At 38.7% G+C, this 18,886-nt stretch carries 24 protein-coding genes; 1 reads left to right on the top strand and 23 read right to left on the bottom strand.

Features of this window, described 5'->3' with window-relative positions; genetic code table 11:
• The first annotated feature begins 46 nt into the window (after nt 1–46).
• On the top strand, nt 47–964 hold the full coding sequence (locus F927_RS00370) for a LysO family transporter (protein ID WP_004639289.1): 918 nt from the start codon (nt 47–49) through the stop codon (nt 962–964).
• Here the strand turns inward: F927_RS00370 and pyrF are convergent.
• The 23 genes from pyrF to F927_RS00255 form a co-directional block, all read right to left on the bottom strand.
• Complete coding sequence (gene pyrF, locus F927_RS00365) at nt 961–1,641, bottom strand: orotidine-5'-phosphate decarboxylase (protein WP_004639290.1); 681 nt, start codon at nt 1,639–1,641, stop codon at nt 961–963. The two genes, F927_RS00370 and pyrF, sit on opposite strands and share 4 nt — an antisense overlap.
• Nucleotides 1,642–1,674: 33 nt before the next feature.
• Nucleotides 1,675–2,034 (bottom strand): lipopolysaccharide assembly protein LapA domain-containing protein, encoded by a 360-nt coding sequence (locus tag F927_RS00360; protein WP_004639291.1) that lies wholly within the window; start codon nt 2,032–2,034, stop codon nt 1,675–1,677.
• Nucleotides 2,035–2,049: 15 nt separating this feature from the next.
• Nucleotides 2,050–2,352: an integration host factor subunit beta gene (locus F927_RS00355; RefSeq protein ID WP_005080475.1), complete on the bottom strand. Its 303-nt coding sequence runs from the start codon at nt 2,350–2,352 to the stop codon at nt 2,050–2,052.
• 157 nt (nt 2,353–2,509) lie between these two features.
• Nucleotides 2,510–4,192 carry a 30S ribosomal protein S1 gene (gene rpsA / locus F927_RS00350; protein WP_004639293.1) on the bottom strand — a complete coding sequence of 561 codons (1,683 nt, stop codon included), beginning with the start codon at nt 4,190–4,192 and terminating at the stop codon, nt 2,510–2,512.
• 115 nt (nt 4,193–4,307) lie between these two features.
• A complete protein-coding gene (gene cmk, locus F927_RS00345; RefSeq protein WP_005080473.1) occupies nt 4,308–4,988 on the bottom strand; it encodes a (d)CMP kinase in 681 nt (226 codons plus the stop codon).
• Nucleotides 4,989–4,997: 9 nt separating this feature from the next.
• On the bottom strand, nt 4,998–5,438 hold the full coding sequence (locus F927_RS00340) for an SRPBCC family protein (protein ID WP_004639295.1): 441 nt from the start codon (nt 5,436–5,438) through the stop codon (nt 4,998–5,000).
• A 67-nt stretch (nt 5,439–5,505) separates the two neighbouring features.
• Entirely contained in the window at nt 5,506–6,018 is a 513-nt protein-coding gene (gene tadA / locus F927_RS00335) for a tRNA adenosine(34) deaminase TadA (protein WP_005080470.1), read from the bottom strand.
• 4 nt (nt 6,019–6,022) lie between these two features.
• Nucleotides 6,023–7,147 (bottom strand): enoyl-CoA hydratase/isomerase family protein, encoded by a 1,125-nt coding sequence (locus tag F927_RS00330; RefSeq protein WP_171055793.1) that lies wholly within the window; start codon nt 7,145–7,147, stop codon nt 6,023–6,025.
• Entirely contained in the window at nt 7,144–7,857 is a 714-nt protein-coding gene (gene ung / locus F927_RS00325; RefSeq protein WP_005080468.1) for a uracil-DNA glycosylase, read from the bottom strand. The genes F927_RS00330 and ung overlap by 4 nt, the downstream gene beginning before the upstream one ends.
• A gap of 46 nt (nt 7,858–7,903) precedes the next feature.
• The gene (locus tag F927_RS00320) at nt 7,904–8,500 is read right to left on the bottom strand and encodes a 6-pyruvoyl trahydropterin synthase family protein (RefSeq protein ID WP_017394547.1); all 597 of its coding nucleotides are present in this window, start codon (nt 8,498–8,500) and stop codon (nt 7,904–7,906) included.
• Nucleotides 8,501–8,585: 85 nt separating this feature from the next.
• A complete protein-coding gene (gene gspK, locus F927_RS00315) occupies nt 8,586–9,563 on the bottom strand; it encodes a type II secretion system minor pseudopilin GspK (protein ID WP_005080465.1) in 978 nt (325 codons plus the stop codon).
• Nucleotide 9,564: 1 nt separating this feature from the next.
• Nucleotides 9,565–10,284, bottom strand: coding sequence for a type II secretion system minor pseudopilin GspJ (gene gspJ / locus F927_RS00310; RefSeq protein WP_005080462.1), 720 nt, complete (start codon nt 10,282–10,284; stop codon nt 9,565–9,567).
• 5 nt (nt 10,285–10,289) lie between these two features.
• Nucleotides 10,290–10,709, bottom strand: coding sequence for a type II secretion system minor pseudopilin GspI (gene gspI, locus F927_RS00305; protein ID WP_228127575.1), 420 nt, complete (start codon nt 10,707–10,709; stop codon nt 10,290–10,292).
• A 67-nt stretch (nt 10,710–10,776) separates the two neighbouring features.
• The gene (locus F927_RS00300) at nt 10,777–11,388 is read right to left on the bottom strand and encodes a type II secretion system protein (protein ID WP_005080458.1); all 612 of its coding nucleotides are present in this window, start codon (nt 11,386–11,388) and stop codon (nt 10,777–10,779) included.
• Between the two features lie 14 nt (nt 11,389–11,402).
• A complete protein-coding gene (locus F927_RS00295; RefSeq protein ID WP_017394545.1) occupies nt 11,403–12,008 on the bottom strand; it encodes a TetR/AcrR family transcriptional regulator in 606 nt (201 codons plus the stop codon).
• A gap of 41 nt (nt 12,009–12,049) precedes the next feature.
• The gene (locus F927_RS00290) at nt 12,050–12,823 is read right to left on the bottom strand and encodes a TatD family hydrolase (protein WP_005080456.1); all 774 of its coding nucleotides are present in this window, start codon (nt 12,821–12,823) and stop codon (nt 12,050–12,052) included.
• Between the two features lie 20 nt (nt 12,824–12,843).
• Complete coding sequence (locus F927_RS00285; protein ID WP_004639306.1) at nt 12,844–13,188, bottom strand: PilZ domain-containing protein; 345 nt, start codon at nt 13,186–13,188, stop codon at nt 12,844–12,846.
• Between the two features lie 322 nt (nt 13,189–13,510).
• The gene (locus F927_RS00280; RefSeq protein WP_004639308.1) at nt 13,511–13,819 is read right to left on the bottom strand and encodes a hypothetical protein; all 309 of its coding nucleotides are present in this window, start codon (nt 13,817–13,819) and stop codon (nt 13,511–13,513) included.
• 143 nt (nt 13,820–13,962) lie between these two features.
• Complete coding sequence (locus tag F927_RS00275) at nt 13,963–14,946, bottom strand: DNA polymerase III, delta' subunit (protein WP_005080455.1); 984 nt, start codon at nt 14,944–14,946, stop codon at nt 13,963–13,965.
• Between the two features lies 1 nt (nt 14,947).
• The gene (gene kdsB / locus F927_RS00270; protein ID WP_005080453.1) at nt 14,948–15,709 is read right to left on the bottom strand and encodes a 3-deoxy-manno-octulosonate cytidylyltransferase; all 762 of its coding nucleotides are present in this window, start codon (nt 15,707–15,709) and stop codon (nt 14,948–14,950) included.
• Nucleotides 15,710–15,718: 9 nt separating this feature from the next.
• Entirely contained in the window at nt 15,719–16,726 is a 1,008-nt protein-coding gene (gene lpxK / locus F927_RS00265; RefSeq protein WP_005080451.1) for a tetraacyldisaccharide 4'-kinase, read from the bottom strand.
• A 2-nt stretch (nt 16,727–16,728) separates the two neighbouring features.
• Nucleotides 16,729–18,456, bottom strand: coding sequence for a lipid A export permease/ATP-binding protein MsbA (gene msbA / locus F927_RS00260; RefSeq protein WP_004639312.1), 1,728 nt, complete (start codon nt 18,454–18,456; stop codon nt 16,729–16,731).
• Nucleotides 18,453–18,881 carry an ExbD/TolR family protein gene (locus tag F927_RS00255; protein ID WP_005080448.1) on the bottom strand — a complete coding sequence of 143 codons (429 nt, stop codon included), beginning with the start codon at nt 18,879–18,881 and terminating at the stop codon, nt 18,453–18,455. Before F927_RS00255 ends, msbA begins: the two co-directional genes overlap by 4 nt.
• Nucleotides 18,882–18,886 lie beyond the last annotated feature (5 nt).

Genomic DNA, 18,886 nt, shown 5'->3' with positions numbered 1-18,886 from the left:
CAATAATTCTTCATAATAAGCAGGTTATTCGTGACCTGCTTTTTTTATGCAATCTCTTATTCTGATTCTCCAAATATTTATCGTAATTTCATTAGGCTACTTTATTGCCCCTCACTTATCTTTCCAGATAAAACAACTTGTTTTTAAAATTCTTCCTTATTTTTCTTATATTTTATTGATCAGTGTAGCTTTTGAGTTAACTCAAGCCCTCAATCATATTGAAAATCCTGTCGCTATTCTTCCTCCAGCTTTACTGATTGCATTTACAACATCTATTGGTGCTTTCTTTATTTGTTTATTCACTTATAAACTGATTGATCGCCAAAGTGTTCAAGGCAAAATATCATTACGCTTGTTTTTAAATGCATTGAAAAATATCGCTAAAGCATTTTTGGCACTTGCAATAGGTGTTGCAATAGGCTTATTGATCAAAAATTTTGATGTACATATACCATTCAACAGTTGGTATCTATTACTTATTTTTATCTTCTTAATCGGTATCGAACTCGCCTTTACCCAATTTGATCGCAGTTGGTTAAGTTGGAAAATTTTGCTTGTTCCTGTTGCTGCTATTATTGGTTCTTGTCTTGCTTCTATCTTTAACTATTTTATTCTATCAGATCACTATAAATTAAACGAAGTTCTCGCATTAGCACAGGGCTACGGTTGGTATTCAATGTCAGGAATTGTGTTTACTGAATTACACTCAGCTAAACTTGGTGGTATTGCACTGCTTACTGATTTATTTAGAGAGATTTTTGCAATTCTATTGATGTATTGTTTAGGCTGGCGTTTTCCACGATCAGCAATTTCTAGTGCAGGCGCAACGTCGATGGATGTAACTTTAGCAATGGTTAAACAATCATGTGGCACGCATTACGTACCACACGCCATGATGAGCGGATTAATTTTATCCTTGCTCGCGCCACTGTTAATCAGTCTATTTTTAAACTTAAAATTTTAAATTGAAGCTAAAATCGATTTTAGCATCGCTGTCGGATTCTCTGCTTTAGTGATTGGGCGACCAATTACCAAATGAGTAGAACCATCTTGTATCGCTTGTTTCGGTGTCACAATACGCTTTTGATCATCAGCACTTGATCCTGCTGGACGAATTCCTGGAGTAACCAATGCGAAGTCTTGGCCGAGCATTTGACGAAGAATTTTTGCTTCTTGCGCTGAACAAACCACACCATCCAAACCACTTTCCTGAGTGAGTTTAGCTAAACGCTGCACTTGCTCAACAGGCTCAATATCTAAACCTATATCACGCAAGTCTTCACGACCCATCGAAGTTAAAACAGTAACTGCAATCAATTGGGTTTGATAATTTCCTGCTTTAAGACGCTCCACACAAGTTTCCATCATCTTACGACCGCCAGATGCGTGAACGTTCACCATCCACACCCCTAAATCAGCAGCCGCGCATACAGCTTGTGCTGTAGTATTTGGAATATCATGAAACTTTAAATCAAGAAAAACTTCAAAACCCTTATCATGCAAACTTTTAACAACAGCAGGTCCTTCGTGAGTAAAAAGCTCCTTGCCTACTTTAACTCGACATAAAGTAGGATCAAGTTGTTCCACAATCGTCAGAGCGTCGTATTGGCTTTTTGCGTCTAGGGCAACAATAATACTCAAGAGCTTTTCTTCCCGATAAAAATAAAGCCCATATTATAATGGGCTTTTATTTTCATTGGTAATATCCAATACAGTTTTTTCGTGCCTTACACTTGCAGCAGCATCAGCAGCCGCTTGTTGTGCAAGTTGAATTTGTTCTTTGCGAAGATGATCAATATCCTTACGCAATCTTTTAATTTCCCAATTCGTTTGGAAAACGCGGAAAACCTGAACACCTAAAAGCAGTCCAACCACAATGCCTAATGCTAACGTCAATAGAAGCAATAAACCTAAACGCATTGCTGGAACTTGAGTAAACAATAAATCAACTGGTAGCTCAGTTGGGTTTTGAAGCACCAAGGCAAGTGAATAACCAAAGATGACAACGAGTAATGCAATTAATACATAACGCATAAACACCTCAAATTCTTATTGACCAGATTCGTTTACTGCATCACGAAGGGCTTTACCTGGTTTAAAATGTGGTACAGCTTTCGCTGCGACATCAACAGCTTTACCTGTTTTTGGGTTACGACCTAAACGTGGCTCACGATGGTGTAAAACAAAGCTCCCAAAACCACGTATTTCAATACGATCACCATTTGAAAGAGCTTCGATCATTTGGTCAATCATAATTTTAACAGCATCTTCAACTAAAGGTTCTGCTAAGTGTGGGTTTTTAAGTGCAATCCGTTCAATTAAATCAGATTTATTAAGTGCTTCAGTAGTCATTGATGACCTCTTTAATTATTGCTACTTCTCAGTGTTTTTAATAATAACCTGTTTAAATACAAAACGGTAGCGCAGTACATGATTACTACGCTACCGTTTACAGTATTTTTGTATAAAAAAGTACATCTCTGTTACAAGAAACGTACTTTTTAACAAATTACTTCATTTGAGCTTTAATTAAGTCACCAATAGTCTTAGGACCATTGCTTTCTGCAGCTTGAGTCGCAGCAGCTTGGCGAGCATTGTTCACAGCTTCTTTCTCTTCAGCTTCGTCTTTCGCTTTGATAGACAAGTTGATAGAGCGAGATTTGCGATCAACGTTGATGATCTTAGCTTCAACTTCTTGACCAACTTCTAGGAATTTAGTTGCGTCTTCAACACGGTCACGGTTGATTTCAGAAGCTTTAAGTGTTGCTTCGATGTCATCAGCTAATTTAACTGTAGCACCTTTAGCATCAACAGCAGTTACAGTACCTTTAACTAAAGCACCGCGCTCATTCGCAGCCAAGAAGTCATTGAATGGATCGCTGTTTAATTGCTTGATACCAAGGCTGATACGGTTACCTTCAGCGTCTACAGACAAGATAACTGCTTCAACTGTGTCGCCTTTCTTGTAACGACGAATCGCTTCTTCGCCTTGTTCGTTCCAAGAAATATCAGACAAGTGAACTAAACCGTCGATACCACCGTTTAAGCCGATGAAGATACCGAAGTCAGTGATTGACTTGATTGTACCAGAAACTTTTTCGCCTTTTTCATGTGCTTTAGCAAACTCTTCCCATGGGTTAGCACGAGTTTGTTTGATACCCAATGAAATACGACGACGTTCTTCGTCAACTTCAAGAACCATAACATCAACTTCGTCACCGATCTGAACAACTTTAGATGGGTGGATGTTTTTGTTCGTGTGGTCCATTTCTGAAACGTGTACTAAGCCTTCAACGCCTTCAGCGATTTCAGCGAAGCAACCGTAATCAGTTAAGTTTGTTACACGTGCTTTAACGATAGAACCTTTAGGGTAACGGCTCATGATCGCTAACCATGGATCTTCGCCTAATTGCTTAAGACCTAAAGATACGCGGTTACGCTCGCGGTCAAACTTAAGTACTTTAACTGTAACTTCTTGACCAACTTCAACAACTTCTGATGGGTGCTTGATACGCTTCCAAGCCATATCTGTGATATGTAGAAGACCATCAATACCGCCAAGATCAACGAACGCGCCGTAATCAGTAAGGTTCTTGATTGTACCTGTAACTGTTTGACCTTCTTCAAGTTGAGCAAGTAATGCTTCACGGTCAGCTGAAGATTCAGCTTCCATAACTGCACGACGAGATACAACAACGTTGTTACGTTTAGCATCAAGTTTGATTACTTTGAACTCTAACTCTTTACCTTCAAGGTGAGTTGTGTCACGAATAGGACGAGTGTCAACTAAAGAACCTGGTAAGAATGCACGTACAGGACCGATGTCAACAGTGAAACCACCTTTAACCTTACCAGAGATAACACCAGTAACGATTTCGCCGTCTTCAAAGATTTTCTCAAGTTTAGTCCAAGTTTCAGCACGTTTTGCTTTTTCACGTGATAAAACTGTTTGACCCATACCGTTGTCAAGCGCTTCAACAACTACGTCAACAGTATCGCCAACTTGAACTTCAAGTTCACGTTGTTCATTTAAAAATTCAGCACGGTCAACAACGCCTTCAGATTTAAGGCCAGTGTCAACAGTAACCCAGTCAGAGTCGATACTAACAACAGTACCTTGGATGACTGCACCCTTTTCAACGTTGAGGTTTAATTCACTTTCTTCAAAGAGGGCTGCAAAAGATTCGGTCATGATATACCTGATAAAGTCCGCGGTCTTGGATCAGACAAGGCCGGTTTAGTTAAGTTGTTACATTGTCCAAAAAATCTGATCAAGCAATGCTTCAACTGAAAATAAAATGGTTTATCTATTGAATACGGCTATCGATATAGTCAACCATTAATTGGAAGACTTCATTGATGCCAATATTAGAACTATCAATGATATATGCGTCGTCTGCTGGCTTTAATGGCGCAACAGCACGTTCCATATCTCGTTTATCTCTAGCCTGTATATTAGATAAAATGTCGTTTATTTTAGCATCAAGACCCATACCCTGCAACTGTTTTACCCGACGTTCGGCACGGGACTCAGCAGATGCAGTTAGATAGATTTTAGCTTGCGCTTCAGGAAATATTGATGTCGCCATGTCACGACCATCGGCCACTAAACCCGGTGCTTGGATAAAAGCACGTTGACGTTCAAATAATGCTTTTCTCAACTCTGGTACAGTCGCAACCTTTGATGCGTATTCACCAACTTGTTCTGTTCTGATTATATTGGTCACATCTACACCATCTAAATAGATAAGTGTTACAGAGGCTGATGATTTAAACTCAATGTCGAGATGAGTTGCACATTCAATACATTGCTCCAATTCAGAATCAATTTGATCTAATAATCCGCGTTGAAACAATGACAGTCCAAGTAAACGATATAACGCACCAGAATCTAACAAATTGAAACCGTAATGCGCTGCTATTTTTGCTGCCAATGTTCCTTTACCTGAACCGCTTGGACCATCTATCGTAATAATATGAACTGTCATTCCCATCTCTTATGAAGCAACCGACTTCGCTAACTTTGAAAAACCTAGTGTAATCGCTGCTTTGAGTTGTGCAAGAATTAATTTACTTACAAGCGGTGCTTTTGCTGTAAATTCAATCTTATAAGTTACTAAAGTGATATAAGGCGTAATCTCTCTAAAATCAATTTGTCCCAAATGGTGCTTAACTAAAGGATTATTAATTAGCTTATATTCGATACGCTTATTCTCTTCCAACAAAGTTATTTCTTCTTGAAGTGGCTTAATCGGCCCAAATCCCATACGTCGAATAGACCCCACTCCATCTGGGCGCTGCGGATCAGTAGAGTCCTTAACTCGTACAACTTGCAAAGGTGCAAATGCCTTATTGTATGTTGCATGTTTTGACAACAGATCAAAAACTTCGGAGATCGGTGCATTGAATTCTTTTTTTATGGTGATCGCATTACGCATAGTTTCGCCTTTTTGATTAAACCAAAATCATAGGAGCGGCTAGTCTGCCATAACTCATCGCAGATTTTTAATCATTTGAGGACGTTTTAGATAAACGGATCTGTTTCTTTTGATTACGCCTTTGTTTAAAGAAATCACTGAGTTGAGCGGAACATTTTGCTTGCATACACCCATGTTCAAAGACAAATTTGTGATTGTAATAACCACTATCAAGTAACTGACGAGCACTCACCAGCGAACCTGCTTTAGGTTCAGGCGTTGCAAATACAACACGTTGAATACGCGCATGAATCAAAGCACCTACACACATAGTACAAGGTTCAAGCGTTACATAAAGCGTTGCATCTTCGGGCAAACGATAGTTTTGAATGCTCTGACAAGCCATGCGCAATGCTTGAATTTCAGCATGTGCACTTGGGTCTGAAAGCAAGATTGGCGCGTTGTAACCTGCCCCAATAATTTTCGATTGACTCACAATAACAGCGCCAACAGGTATTTCACCTTGTTCTGCAGCTAATGCAGCTTGCTCGTAAGCAAACTGCATCCAATATTCGTCATCAAAAGTATCTGGATTACTCATCGCCTTATGCAATGATACCGTATTGTCTTAACAATACATTCCAACTATCAATCGTAGTTATAGGTGGACAATCCGACAAAATATCTTTTAATGTAATTTTTTCAGTTGCTTTCCATTCAGGCGATAGATCTTTATCCACTAAACGCGCACGCACACCTTCAACAAAATCTGGATGGCGAATTTTCCAATCAGAAATTTGGGCCTCTAATGCAAATACTTCATCCCAAGCATGTCCTTGTTTGCCCCACTGCCAAAGTAACCAAGTAATAGCCGCCGTGCTTGGAGAACCTTTTTGCAAATTCTCACTCGCCTGACGCAACCAATCACTGCTCGCTTCACTCAATCCAATAATGGCCTGATAATCAAACTCAAAGTTTTGGCCACGACAAACGCTGTGTATAACATCAATAGAGTTTTGCAATGGACCTGCCGCAACTGGACGATGCAGACTATTTAACGTGTCATCAATGGCACGAAAAGCACCCGCAGGATAGTGGTTCCAATCGACATTTAAAACTTTCTGCAAGACATTATCTCGCTGAGCTTCACAAATATGAGTTGCCCAACCAATACTAAATGCACCTGCAGCTGTCATAATCGACCCTGTCAGTCCCGTGAATAAACCAATTTGACCACGATCTGCCAAGAAACGACTTCCACCCACATCTGGGTATAATCCAATATTGATTTCTGGCATCGCAAGGCGAGAATAAGGTGTAACTAAGCGAAATGGCGCAGCCATAAATAAACCGAGTCCACCACCCATCACATAACCCTCACCCCAAACCACGATTGGTTTAGCATAGTTATGTAACAGTAAATCCAAGGCATACTCTTGTTCAAAGAAACGATTTGCGGCATCAACCTCATTGTTAATGACAAGCTGACGGAGCTTACGTACATCGCCGCCTGCACAAAATGCTTTAGGCGTTGTTGAATCTAACCAAATTGCTTTAACACTTTCATCTTCATGAAAATGCTCAAAAACCTTAAGTAGTGCACTAACAATAGATTCATCTAATGCATGCAATGATTTTGGGCGGTTTAAACGAATTACTCGCCAACCATTCTTTTCTTGCTCAATAACCAAATCAGGATGATAGCTATTCAAATCGGGAGAAGTCATTATGCGTCCAATTGCCAGTCTATAGGCTCAATGCCATGTTGTTTCAAATAATGATTACTTTTAGAAAATACTTTGCAGCCAAAAAAACCACCACGGTTTGCTGCTAATGGTGATGGATGAGCTGCACTCAAAACAAGATGCCTATTACGATCAATACGTTGCCCTTTGCGTTGTGCATAAGCCCCCCACAAAATGAAAACAACATGTTCTCGTTGTTCGTTTAACACATCAATCACTGCATCGGTAAATTCTTCCCAACCTTGCTTTTGATGTGATGTGGGCTGCCCAGCCTCAACAGTGAGTACACTGTTTAAAAGCAAAACACCTTGCTCTGCCCATTTACTCAAATCACCATGACGAGAAATGGGTATTGCCAAATCAGTAGATAATTCATGAAAAATATTACGCAAAGATGGTGGTAATGCAACCCCTCTCTGCACCGAAAAGCTTAAACCATTTGCTTGATTTGGACCGTGATAAGGATCTTGACCCAAAATTACAACTTTAACCGCATTTAAAGGTGTTGTATTCAATGCATTAAAAATCTGCTTACTCGGAGGATAAATTATTTTTTCAGCATTTTTTTGCTGCTGCAAAAACTCACGCAAATTATCCATTTTCTGACTAAGAAGAAAGTCAGATAAAGAAATTTTCCACGACTCATCCAACTGAACTTTACTTAACTTGTCCTGCTGTTGTTCAGTAAATTGCATCAACATTCCTTGAAATTACTCCACTCTCACGAATGAAATGTACAGATTAAATATTAACTTGTAATTCTACATTTGGGTTTTGAAATTTTAACCCTTGTTTCAAGTTTTTATACAGATTTGGATCACTCCATTCAGCTTGAACTTGCTCGGAAAAAATAATTTGCTCCAAGCTCAATGCACCCATTTGCTCATTATCAATATCTTCTTGAAAACTTTGTGCATAACCCGTATCTGTTTCGTGAACAATGACCGAGTAAACTTCAACATCACCCTCACCATTTTGAGTAATTGTTGAATTCAACACTTGTTGAGCGAGATAGAAGAAAATACGAGAAAACTGCTCTGCTGAAGGCGAAACAGGCAATGCGATCCATCGTGCACTAAACGTTTTACATGCATCAATATAAGCTGGATCATCTTTTTGCCAATAGCAAATTGCATGATCAAAGCTATCAAACAGCTCTTTAATCACGCCTTTCAACAAGCCAAAATCATAAACCATTTGCCCATGATCCAGCTTCGATGCTTTTAGCAGCAACTCAACTTTATAGCTATGACCATGAATAGAACGCTTACAGCGATCTGATGTACAGTTCCGTACAATATGAGCGTTTTCAAACTTAAATAATTTACGAATTAACATGCACCAAGCGAATCTTTTCTGCAAACGAAGTTTATTATAAAACAAAAAAACAAGCATTGGGATCGAATTTAAAATTTGTGACTATTCAATTATTCAATCCATGGCCCGTACGAAAAGGTGCTAAACTTCGAGCGTAAACCGTAACCTGCTTATCTTTCCTATATATAGCACTGGTAAATTGACGTTTTCGCTCACTCAAAACAACCTCAATCAACGCTGTAAAGTAATCTGATTTAGTATCCAACCACGCCGCTGCATCCGTTTTATTCTGTTCTTCTATCCCAGAAAATGCATTTATTTTCCATAAATCATCAAGACTAGAAAAATACGTTAAATTTGCCTGTTTTGCTTTTAATTCTTGATCAACCGTATTTACATCAACTCTAGGATCAATACTCGCAAGCAACAATGCTGGTGCTGTATTGATATTCACTTTTGTTGGTTCAGGTAAGGCAGAAATATAGTTTTTGATTAAGTCATAATTCTTTCCTTCAAAGCCGCGGACTAATTTTAACTCTTCAATACTATGAAATTTGGTATTTGGTGTTAAATAAGCTGGCTCTAAACCTTGATAATAATTACTTTCAGCCCCCATAGCACCTGTTGGCTCATCATCACTATCCTGCCAGTCAATTACCGCTTGACTTAATTCTGCTGGCAATCCAACGCGTTGCAGCAATCTCTCAAACCATCGGCGAGCAGAATCATCAACACTACCGTCACTTTTAAGTAAATTATTGAGATTAAACTTTCCAGACTCATCAACTAAACGACCCGAAACATATCCATCCTCTACAGGGAATGCAGGCATTGGTTTCGCCCAACTTTCTTGTAAATGATCAATATTTTTGCCACTTTCATTATCCTGAATCAATAACTCAGCAAAAAATGCCTCTGCACTTTTCGCATAGAGCAAAGATTGGTTCTGTCGCATTAAATAGCCTGTATTTTCAGCACTATTACTTTGGCGTTTTGCAATTGTTGCGGCGAGAATTGTTGCTAAAGCAACCATAACAAGGATAGTCAATAAAGCAACGCCATGTTGTGATCTTATATTTCTCATATCATTGACTATCCTGACTACGATCGATCAGACGATAGATCCACTCATAATCTGTACCAGCAACAGTCAATTGAATTTTCAATCCTAATGGTAACTTTCTTAATTCAGCCGTGTTTTCTGGATCTACATTATTTTCAGGCCACTGCATTAACTCTTGTGGATTGAAAACAGATACTTTAAAGCGCTCAACATTATCCAACAATACACTTGACATCGGCTGCACACGATTTGGAATATTTAGATTTGTGTATTTCAATCGATATAGTCTTTTTTGAGACTCATCAAAACGATATTCGATGCGCTCGTATGGCGACAGCCCTTGCTTGAGCGGATCAGAAACACCAGCTTTACTGAACATAAAAACCTGATCATTAAGTACCAATGCAGCTTGCAATTGCCTTCCATCATTTGCTGTTAAAGGGATGATCTGCAAACTATCTCGCAAGATCTGCTGATAAGCGTCTTGTAATGCAAACAAACTCACTTCATGTTCAGCATTTCGATCTTTCACTTTTAACAAATAATCAAATACTTTCCAACCTAACATAGAAAGAACTGCAAAAATTGCAATTGCAACCAGCAACTCAACCAACGTAAATCCTGAGGAGCGATTAAGTCGAGCACTGCTCGACCGCTCCGCAAGACGAAAAGCTAGGCTTTGAGTGCGAGGATTAACAAAGTGAAACTTTGAGATTTGCATATTATTGTTTTTATTATTCATATGATTTAACTTTCAGTCTGATGATTGAAAAACACTAGATGACCAACACCCGCTTCAACTTTATCTTGATCAACGTTAAATAGACTCACTTGTAATTCGATCCGCTGAACTTTGGGGCTAATCGTTGCTTGTGCTTTTTTATCAATTTGCCATGTTTCACCTTGTGAAGTGATTTGTTTGGATTGGGTTCCATCCAACCACTCTTTGTTAATCTCCATCATTGCAACCTCATTCATTGCAACAAATTGAGCCTTAGTACGTAAAATTGCATTTGAGGTTGCTTGCGTATATTGCATGGCTATTTTTGTTAGCGCGATTGCAGCCACTGCAAAAATTGCCAAAGCCACCATCACTTCAAGCAGGGTAAATCCTGAGACACGATTAAATCGAGCAACGCTCGGCCCTGCTGCAAGATCGAAAGCTATGCTTGAGATGCGAGGTTTCTGTTCTTTCACAAGACAAGAAGCATTTTCTGGAAGACCTGATAAAGACTTAATTTTCATTAACCTTCCCCAAGTGATCCAATTCTAATTCATGTCCAATCGGCTGTTGAGCATAGTAAAATTGGATTCGAACAGGTCTCACTTCACCATTTCCAAACCAAATTAACTGTGGTGCTTGCCCCCCCAACAAATCATCATTCTGCGCACGAGGGTAATTTTCATTATTTAAACTTTGAACACTAAATGAGACATTATTTGGTAATTGACGAGGTTTAAATTCTGTATATGGTTGCCATATACGATCTGCTTGTCGCACTCGCTCAAAGCTCTGATCATGATATTCAAACAAACTATAACTTAAGGGAGCGACATCTGTAGCATTTTGTATATTCAGAGCAAATACCTTGGCTTGATCTGTTGACTCTTTATTGATTTTCTTTAAATCAAGAATAAACATTTCTCTTGCTTGCATTGCTCGACGTTGGTCAACTCCACCAATATTCAGTACAACCAATGATGTCATAATCGTCATAATAACGATGACAACCATAATCTCAATCAACGTAAATCCTGAGGAGCGATTAAGTCGAGCACTGCTCGGCCGCTCCGCAATACAAGAAGCTTTAGCACTTTTTTTTCGACTAAAAGATTGATAGCTCATCGTTGCTGATCAACTTATGCACTGTATTCAGGAAGTTTCGGCATCGCTAATGCCTGTTCGATATAAGCAACTCGCAATGTATCTCTTGATCCAAGATAACGTTGATAGAAACTCGAATTTAGTATCACGGCAGCTCCATAAGTTAAAGACCAAATAGAAGCAAGATAGTCACGTGTGGTCATTGTGCTATTTATATCAGCTAAATAACTTTCCGTCATACGAATAATAATCCGCAAACGCTGACGTCGAATTTTATAAAGCTCGCTAAATAACAGTTGAATACCTTGAGCCGTTGTCGATAGGCGCTCTTCAATTTGATGAAATAAAGCGGTACGTTCAGGGTGATGTAAATGATGTAACATGAAAAAAGCTAAATGCTCAGGAAATCCCTTCTCCGTATCTTGAATCATCTCAAGCAACATTCTTTCGTTGCGAATAATCAGCAACATATATAATTCATCTTTACTTTGAAAGTGCTTATATAAAGTACCTTTTGCTAGATCCAATTCTGCCGCTAAGGCATCAAGGGTCATGCCCGCTTCACCATTTTCTAATAGGAGTTGCTCAGCGATTTGAAAAATTAATACTTCTCTTGCCCTAAATTGAGCTTGACGATCCATTTTCACGTGATAACTCTCTTTCCTAATACAACATAAACCGTTTATTTAAATTTCAAAAGATTTTCAAAATTTTGAGTCGTAATCAGACCCATTTCTTCAACTGATTTATGATATACATCTGCCAGAGCTTTGGCTACATAAGGAACGTATTTAGGTTCGTTGGTTTTACCACGATAAGGTACAGGAGCCAAATAAGGACTGTCTGTTTCGATAAGCACTCGATCAATCGGTACTTGCTTTGCAACGTCACGAAGATCTTGAGCATTTTTAAAAGAAATAATGCCTGAGAAAGAAATATAGTATCCACAATCTAGAACAGCTTTTGCAGTTTCCCAATCTTCAGTAAAACAATGCAAAATCCCATGGGTTGATTGTTCCGCACGAATAATATCGACGGTATCATATTTGGCCGAACGTGTATGGACAACTACAGGTTTTTTTACTATTTTTGATGCTTGAATATGGCGTGCAAAACACCGCTTTTGCTCTGCGATGAAATCTTGGCTGTGATAGTAATCTAAGCCCGTTTCACCCAATGCCCAAACCTTATCAGACTGCGCCAATTCAACTAAATAATCCGTTGTAGCGCGCGCCATGATATGTTCATCCTCACAAGGATGTACACCTACTGTATATCCAACATCATCATGACGAGCAGCTATTTCAGCCAATTTCACATGATCATCAAGATCAACTGAAATTCCCATAAACTTTGAAACACCAGCAAGTCGAGCTTGTGCTAAGGCTTGATCTAAATCTCCATCATAAGGACTGAGATCCAACATGGTTAAATGACAATGTGTATCAACGAACACGCTTTCTTCCTACTCTTTATTTACATCGTATAACTTGGTCGTTCTAAAGCTTTTGAGCCTGCCAATATTCTTTCTGCTTCGTTCTTGTAATACACGCCTTTTTCTCCAACCAACTGTATCGCAAAGCCTTGTGGCTTAAAATGTGTTTGCTTATGTGAAATCCAAATCACTTTACCTGTAAGCGGAATCTTCTGCGCCTGCTCTGGTAAGGTTGCTAAAATAAATACTTCTTGTCCCATAGAAACTGCTTGTTTAGTCGGAACAAATAGTCCACCGCCCACCACAAAAGGCATATAACTTGATTGTAAAGTCGCTTTATCTGGAATATTGACCTGTATAATCCCACCCATCATTTGCTGCTGCATAACATTCCCCTGTTAAATCGCTAAATCACCAAAGTTTATGATCTTGATAACGCCTAGACATATAGAAAACACTATATATTTCTGTCGTCGTTTCTTTGGTTTACCGTCAAATTTAAAAATCTAAAGTTAATTTATCAATTGATTATAGAAAACAATATTCAAAACAACAAACTCTGTTTCAACGAAATGACAAGAAAAACTAAAAGATGATCCATTTATAGATAGCTTTAGTGCAAATAAGCTAAAATTTTCATAGATCAGAAAATAAAAAAACCATTCTTCTATTTTCAAAAAGAATGGTTTTTATGAGATGGATTTAAATTTACTTTTGTGTGCATTTATAATCAAAGTTGAGTTTGATCACAGCCTGATTCGTATGTCGTGTTACAACAGCGACTTGTTTTGCGCCAGCTTCAATCTGTAGTTTTCCACTGAACTGATATGCACCCTCGTTTTGTTTAGGATGGTTATATGAATAGCTATAAACACACTCATAAGATTGTGCCCCAAGATTCGAAGCATTGATCAAAATCGAAGAACCATCAATATTTGATTCAAACTTCGGCTCTGCCATAGCAATTACAGGCAGAGTGTAAAGTGATAACAGAACAGCAAATAGTCTTATTTTCATCACTATATTCCTTATTTTTTAATATTATTGTGAAGTAACTCACATTTTATATATTTTTAATTAGGATGACAGAACAAGAAACAATTTAAATACAATCTTTACATAAAACGCCTAAAGCAATTTAAAGCAGGATGGTTTTAAAACTAAATATTCATAAGTTGCATAAAAAGCTCATCCATAACTAATTGCGTTTGTACGTTCTGCGCAACCATCAACTTTTTTTGCTGTAAATCACTATAGATACTGAACAAAGCATCAAGCTCATAATGTTTTTCTAGTTCTTGAAAATCTAAATCAATATTTCTTAAAGGTTGTTTCAACTTGAAAGCAATCAAATCCCCTAATAAATACTCAAACATAGTCATGAATTCTGAAAAATTTAACTCTTTAGACCACTTATTGACATAATTTAAAGGCATATTTTTTTCAGCAACCAATTTCAGCCAATCAGCGACAAAAAAAGATCTTTTTTGTAGCCAATCACTTTTTTCAATTTCAATTGCTGTCAACGGCATATCATTCGCCAGATTAAGTAGCAATGAAATCTGATTTGGCATAACTTGTGGTATTTGTTGTTGTATATATTTCTCAGCCTCTTGTTGACTCAATCGATCCAAAGTGAAATGCTGTAACCGACTACGAATTGTTGCTGGCAATTTCAAATAATGATCAGCAAGCAGAATCAAAACAACTTTTTCACCTGGTTCTTCTAAAGTCTTTAGTAATGCATTTGCAGAAGCAATATTTAGTGCTTCTGCTGGTTCAATCACAACAACACGCCAGCCCTCACCCGTTTGTTGAACAAATGGCAATAAATCACGTATTTTTTCTATTTTAATCTTTGCATTTTGCTTTTTATTATCTTCATCCGTTGTGATATGTACATAGTTTGGATGAGTATCAGATTTTAACCATTGGCAACTCGAACACTCACCGCAAGCAGCTTGAGCTTGTTTATTCAAACATAATATCCAAGCAACGAAACGCGCTGTGAACTCATTTTTGGCACACCCTTTTTTGCCATAAAACAATAAGCCATGTCCAACTTCAGGAAACCTAGAACTGAGTAACTCCCATGTTTGCTGATGCCATGGATAGATCATCGTTGCTTGCGTATCTTCAATCATATTACTCAAACGCGCTTATTGGCATTGCATTAAGTCGATCCAAATCTACTTGTGTATCAACACCTGGTGGAAGATTAGCTTGAGCTACAGCAATCGCAATGCGATGACCATTCTCTAAAACACGCAACTGTTCTAAGCTCTCCAGAACTTCCAATTTACCTTGTGGCCATGTTACATACTCTTGTAATAATTTAACTCGATATGCATACAGACCTAGATGGCGATAGGCTTGACTATGTAGCTTAACCTCATCTTGTTTAGCACCATCACGATCATAAGGAATCGTTGCTCGGCTAAAATAAAGCGCTTCATTTCGATTCGACATCACAACTTTAACAATACTATCGCGTTGGAACTCATCTAAATGAATAATTGGCTCACACAAAGTTGACATTGAACATTGAGGATTATCCACAAGCAATTGTGCCACTTGTTTAACAAGTAGCGCCGGAAGTAAAGGTTCATCGCCTTGAACATTCACAATAATATCGTCTTCCGCCCATCCTTTGATACGTGCAACCTCACTTAAACGATCTGTACCAGATGGATGATCAGCGCTCGTCAAAACCACATCCACGTCCTCAGCACGACATACCTCAGCAATACGAGGATCGTCAGTTGCTACACATAGATCATCAAAACCACCGACCTTTCTAGCCTGATCGACTACTCGTAGAATCATTGGACGACCATGAATCAACAAAAGTGGTTTCGCAGGTAAACGTGAGCTGGCAAAACGCGCAGGTATAACAATATGTTTCATGGTCTTTCTCTAAGAAAACTGAATACCAACTTGTTGCAATTGTTGCTTTAACAAGTCGTAGCAATCTGATGATAAAACAGCCTTGACGGGTACAACCCAAATAGCTGTATTAAACTCTGGATGCTGTTCCAATAGTTGTTTAAATTTTACCGCATCTTTTTCAGTGGTAATAATGGCATCATCTGAATCAAACATTAAGTCTAAGATTTCGTAATCATGATGATCAGGAAACTCATGCGCTTGAAAATGATGAACACCCAAACCTTTCAACGTTTGATAAAAGCGCTGTGGAAAACCAATCCCCACAACCGCATTAAAATATTGATTTGGATCAAACCAATCCGCCTGGAGATCCGAGTTCAGTAAATATGGGTCACCAAGACCTAAATGCATATTTAGCTTAGAATCAGCATTTTTAGTATGTTGAATCACAGTACTGTTTTGCAATCTCGATTTGGGTTCGCGCAAATAGCCCTCTGGCAATAATTTTTCATTACCTAAACCACGATTTTGATCTAAAACGATCCATTCAATTTGACGTGCTAAAGCCCAATGCTGCAAACCATCATCACTGATAACCAAATCCAACTGAGCTGTTTTTAATAGCAACTCAATAGAAGCTTGACGATTAGGGCCAACAGCCATAGGTACCTGAGTTGATTGAACAATTAAACAAGGTTCATCACCCACTTTTGAAGGTGTAGCGTGTTGTTCAACAATTGCTGGAAAAGGTCCCTGACCACCATACCCTCGACTAATCACACCAACTCGTACACCATGTCGCTGTAAATACTTTACCAACTCAATCAAGAGTGGTGTTTTACCACTACCACCCACGGTAATATTACCAATCACCATCACTGGTATAGGGGCCTTGTATACTTTCTTCAAACCTAAAGTATACAAAGCTTGATTTAAGCAAAAGCCGAATCGATAGAGCCATGACAATGGACGCAAAACAATTAACCATGAGGCTTGTTGGTTCCAAGCATCTTGTATGCGTTGCGCCATCGACATACTTATTCTTCCTCAAAGTTACGTTGATGAAGTTGATAGTACATCCCGTGTTTTGCTAACAACTCAGCATGAGTACCTTGCTCTATGATTTGTCCTTTGTCCATGACAACGATCAAATCAGCATTCTCAACAGTTGAAAGTCGGTGTGCGATTACAATTGTTGTTCTACCTTGCATCGCCTCATCAAACGCACGCTGAATAAAATATTCAGACTCATTATCCAAAGCACTGGTCGCTTCATCTAAAATTAAAATTGGTGAGTCCTTTAGTATCGCACGTGCAATCGCGATACGTTGACGCTGGCCACCTGAAAGGCTTAAACCTTGCGCCCCTAGAACCGTGTCATAACCTTGCGGTAATGCCATAATAAATTCATGTGCATAAGCTGCTTTCGCGGCAGCAATCACCTGTTCATCACTCGCATTTTGTAATTGACCGTAAGCAATATTATCGCGTACCGAACGGTTAAACAGCACTACCTGTTGATTAACCATTGCGATTTGAGATCGTAGTGATAAAAGCTCTATTTGATCAATTGCTATATTATCCAAATAGATTTCACCACTACTCAACTCCTGGAATCGCGGCAACATATTCACTAACGACGTTTTACCTGCACCCGAACGACCCACTAATGCAATCGTTTGCCCTGCTTTTATATCCAATGAGAAATCTTTAATCGCATGAGTACCATCAGAGTACTGAAGATTAGCGCGTTCAAAGCGAATACTGCCTTTGAGTGCAGGTTTTAATTGCCCCTTATTTTCTTCTTCTGGTAAATCTAGTAACTCAAAAACTGAATGTGCAGCTGCTAAACCACGTTGTAATTTCTCATTGATATCAGTCAAGTTTTTGATTGGCTTTGAAATCAAACCTGCTGCCGTGATATAAGCAACAAATTCACCTGCAGATGTGTCACCTAACACCTGTGGGCGTAATGCTAACCAAAGAATGACTGCCATCGCACAGGATAAAATCAACTGTACCACTGGGCTATTAATATTCTGAACAATTACCATTTTCAAACCGCGACGTAAATTTTCTTCAGACGATTTATAAAAACGTTGTTGTTCAAAAGCTTCACCAGTGAAACTTTTCACTACAGAATTACCATTAATAGTTTCTTGAACCACATGGTTAACATCACCCATGGTGTTTTGTACTTGAACTGAGAGCTTGCGCATACGTTTTGCTGCAACTCTCACCAAAACCCCAATCACAGGCATAAATACGATGATACAAAGCGTTAATCGCCAATTGGTATAGAAGAGATAGCTCAACAAACCAATAACGATTAAGCCATCTTTAACCAAGGTTTGTAGTGAATCTGATGAAGCTGCGGTTAACTGCTGAACGTTATACATCAATTTTGAACTAATGTGGCCAGATGTATTATCAAGGTAATATTGAGAAGGCAATCTAAGCAATTTTGCATACACTTCTTGACGGATACTAAACACAAGCCGACGGGAAATCACAGCTGTGAAGTACCCCCCCAGAAACAGGCCAATACCACGAAAGAACATGAGCAGTACGATTAAGGCTGGAAACCAATTTAAATTTTCTCTACTACCCTCTTGAATGGCATCAATAATAAATTTAAGTAATTTAGCAACAGAAACTTCTGTAGCCGCATTAATACTAAAGCCAATCAACACCAATAAGGCAACGCCCCAATAAGATTTTAAATAAGCTAAAAGACGTAAATAGATCTTAAAATCTTGATTCACTCAGTAAAACCTCTTGTTGGAACTTTAGTGCTAATGTTGACATTGACAAAACCGAGCTGACCAGCCACATCCATCACACGAATAACATCTTGATGTGCAGCATTGGCATCAGCAGCAATCACGAACATAAAATCACGACGATCTTGTGCAATCTGTTTGATCGCTGTGCTTAGATCAGCAACTTCCTTACTTGCCATCGCTTGACCGTTCACAGAATAATGCCCTTTTGAGTCTACCATTATTTCAATTTTGTGATCGAATTGTTTCGGTGGTACACCCTGAGCATCAGGCAACGTCAAGTTTATGCGACTTTGCTGACTAAAGGTGGTAGAAAGTAGTAGAAACACCAAAATAAACAACATACAGTCGATCATAGGTGTCAAATTTATATGAATATCATCAACTTGAGCGCGTTTAAATTTCATCATCA

The organism is Acinetobacter haemolyticus CIP 64.3 = MTCC 9819, assembly GCF_000369065.1.
GTDB classification, from domain to species: Bacteria; Pseudomonadota; Gammaproteobacteria; order Pseudomonadales; family Moraxellaceae; genus Acinetobacter; species Acinetobacter haemolyticus.
This window is presented reverse-complemented; position numbering and strand designations above follow the sequence as displayed.

Excerpts from the sequence above, each read along its gene's own strand:
- F927_RS00370 (WP_004639289.1), top strand. The coding sequence starts at position 47 with ATGCAATCTCTTATTCTGATTCTCCAAATATTTATCGTAATTTCATTA.
- F927_RS00360 (WP_004639291.1), bottom strand. The coding sequence starts at position 2,034 with ATGCGTTATGTATTAATTGCATTACTCGTTGTCATCTTTGGTTATTCA.
- F927_RS00355 (WP_005080475.1), bottom strand. The coding sequence starts at position 2,352 with ATGACTACTGAAGCACTTAATAAATCTGATTTAATTGAACGGATTGCA.
- rpsA (WP_004639293.1), bottom strand. The coding sequence starts at position 4,192 with ATGACCGAATCTTTTGCAGCCCTCTTTGAAGAAAGTGAATTAAACCTC.
- cmk (WP_005080473.1), bottom strand. The coding sequence starts at position 4,988 with ATGACAGTTCATATTATTACGATAGATGGTCCAAGCGGTTCAGGTAAA.
- F927_RS00340 (WP_004639295.1), bottom strand. The coding sequence starts at position 5,438 with ATGCGTAATGCGATCACCATAAAAAAAGAATTCAATGCACCGATCTCC.
- tadA (WP_005080470.1), bottom strand. The coding sequence starts at position 6,018 with ATGAGTAATCCAGATACTTTTGATGACGAATATTGGATGCAGTTTGCT.
- ung (WP_005080468.1), bottom strand. The coding sequence starts at position 7,857 with ATGCAATTTACTGAACAACAGCAGGACAAGTTAAGTAAAGTTCAGTTG.
- F927_RS00320 (WP_017394547.1), bottom strand. The coding sequence starts at position 8,500 with ATGTTAATTCGTAAATTATTTAAGTTTGAAAACGCTCATATTGTACGG.
- gspK (WP_005080465.1), bottom strand. The coding sequence starts at position 9,563 with ATGAGAAATATAAGATCACAACATGGCGTTGCTTTATTGACTATCCTT.
- gspJ (WP_005080462.1), bottom strand. The coding sequence starts at position 10,284 with ATGAATAATAAAAACAATAATATGCAAATCTCAAAGTTTCACTTTGTT.
- F927_RS00300 (WP_005080458.1), bottom strand. The coding sequence starts at position 11,388 with ATGAGCTATCAATCTTTTAGTCGAAAAAAAAGTGCTAAAGCTTCTTGT.
- F927_RS00295 (WP_017394545.1), bottom strand. The coding sequence starts at position 12,008 with ATGGATCGTCAAGCTCAATTTAGGGCAAGAGAAGTATTAATTTTTCAA.
- F927_RS00285 (WP_004639306.1), bottom strand. The coding sequence starts at position 13,188 with ATGCAGCAGCAAATGATGGGTGGGATTATACAGGTCAATATTCCAGAT.
- F927_RS00280 (WP_004639308.1), bottom strand. The coding sequence starts at position 13,819 with ATGAAAATAAGACTATTTGCTGTTCTGTTATCACTTTACACTCTGCCT.
- F927_RS00275 (WP_005080455.1), bottom strand. The coding sequence starts at position 14,946 with ATGATTGAAGATACGCAAGCAACGATGATCTATCCATGGCATCAGCAA.
- kdsB (WP_005080453.1), bottom strand. The coding sequence starts at position 15,709 with ATGAAACATATTGTTATACCTGCGCGTTTTGCCAGCTCACGTTTACCT.
- lpxK (WP_005080451.1), bottom strand. The coding sequence starts at position 16,726 with ATGTCGATGGCGCAACGCATACAAGATGCTTGGAACCAACAAGCCTCA.
- F927_RS00255 (WP_005080448.1), bottom strand. The coding sequence starts at position 18,881 with ATGAAATTTAAACGCGCTCAAGTTGATGATATTCATATAAATTTGACA.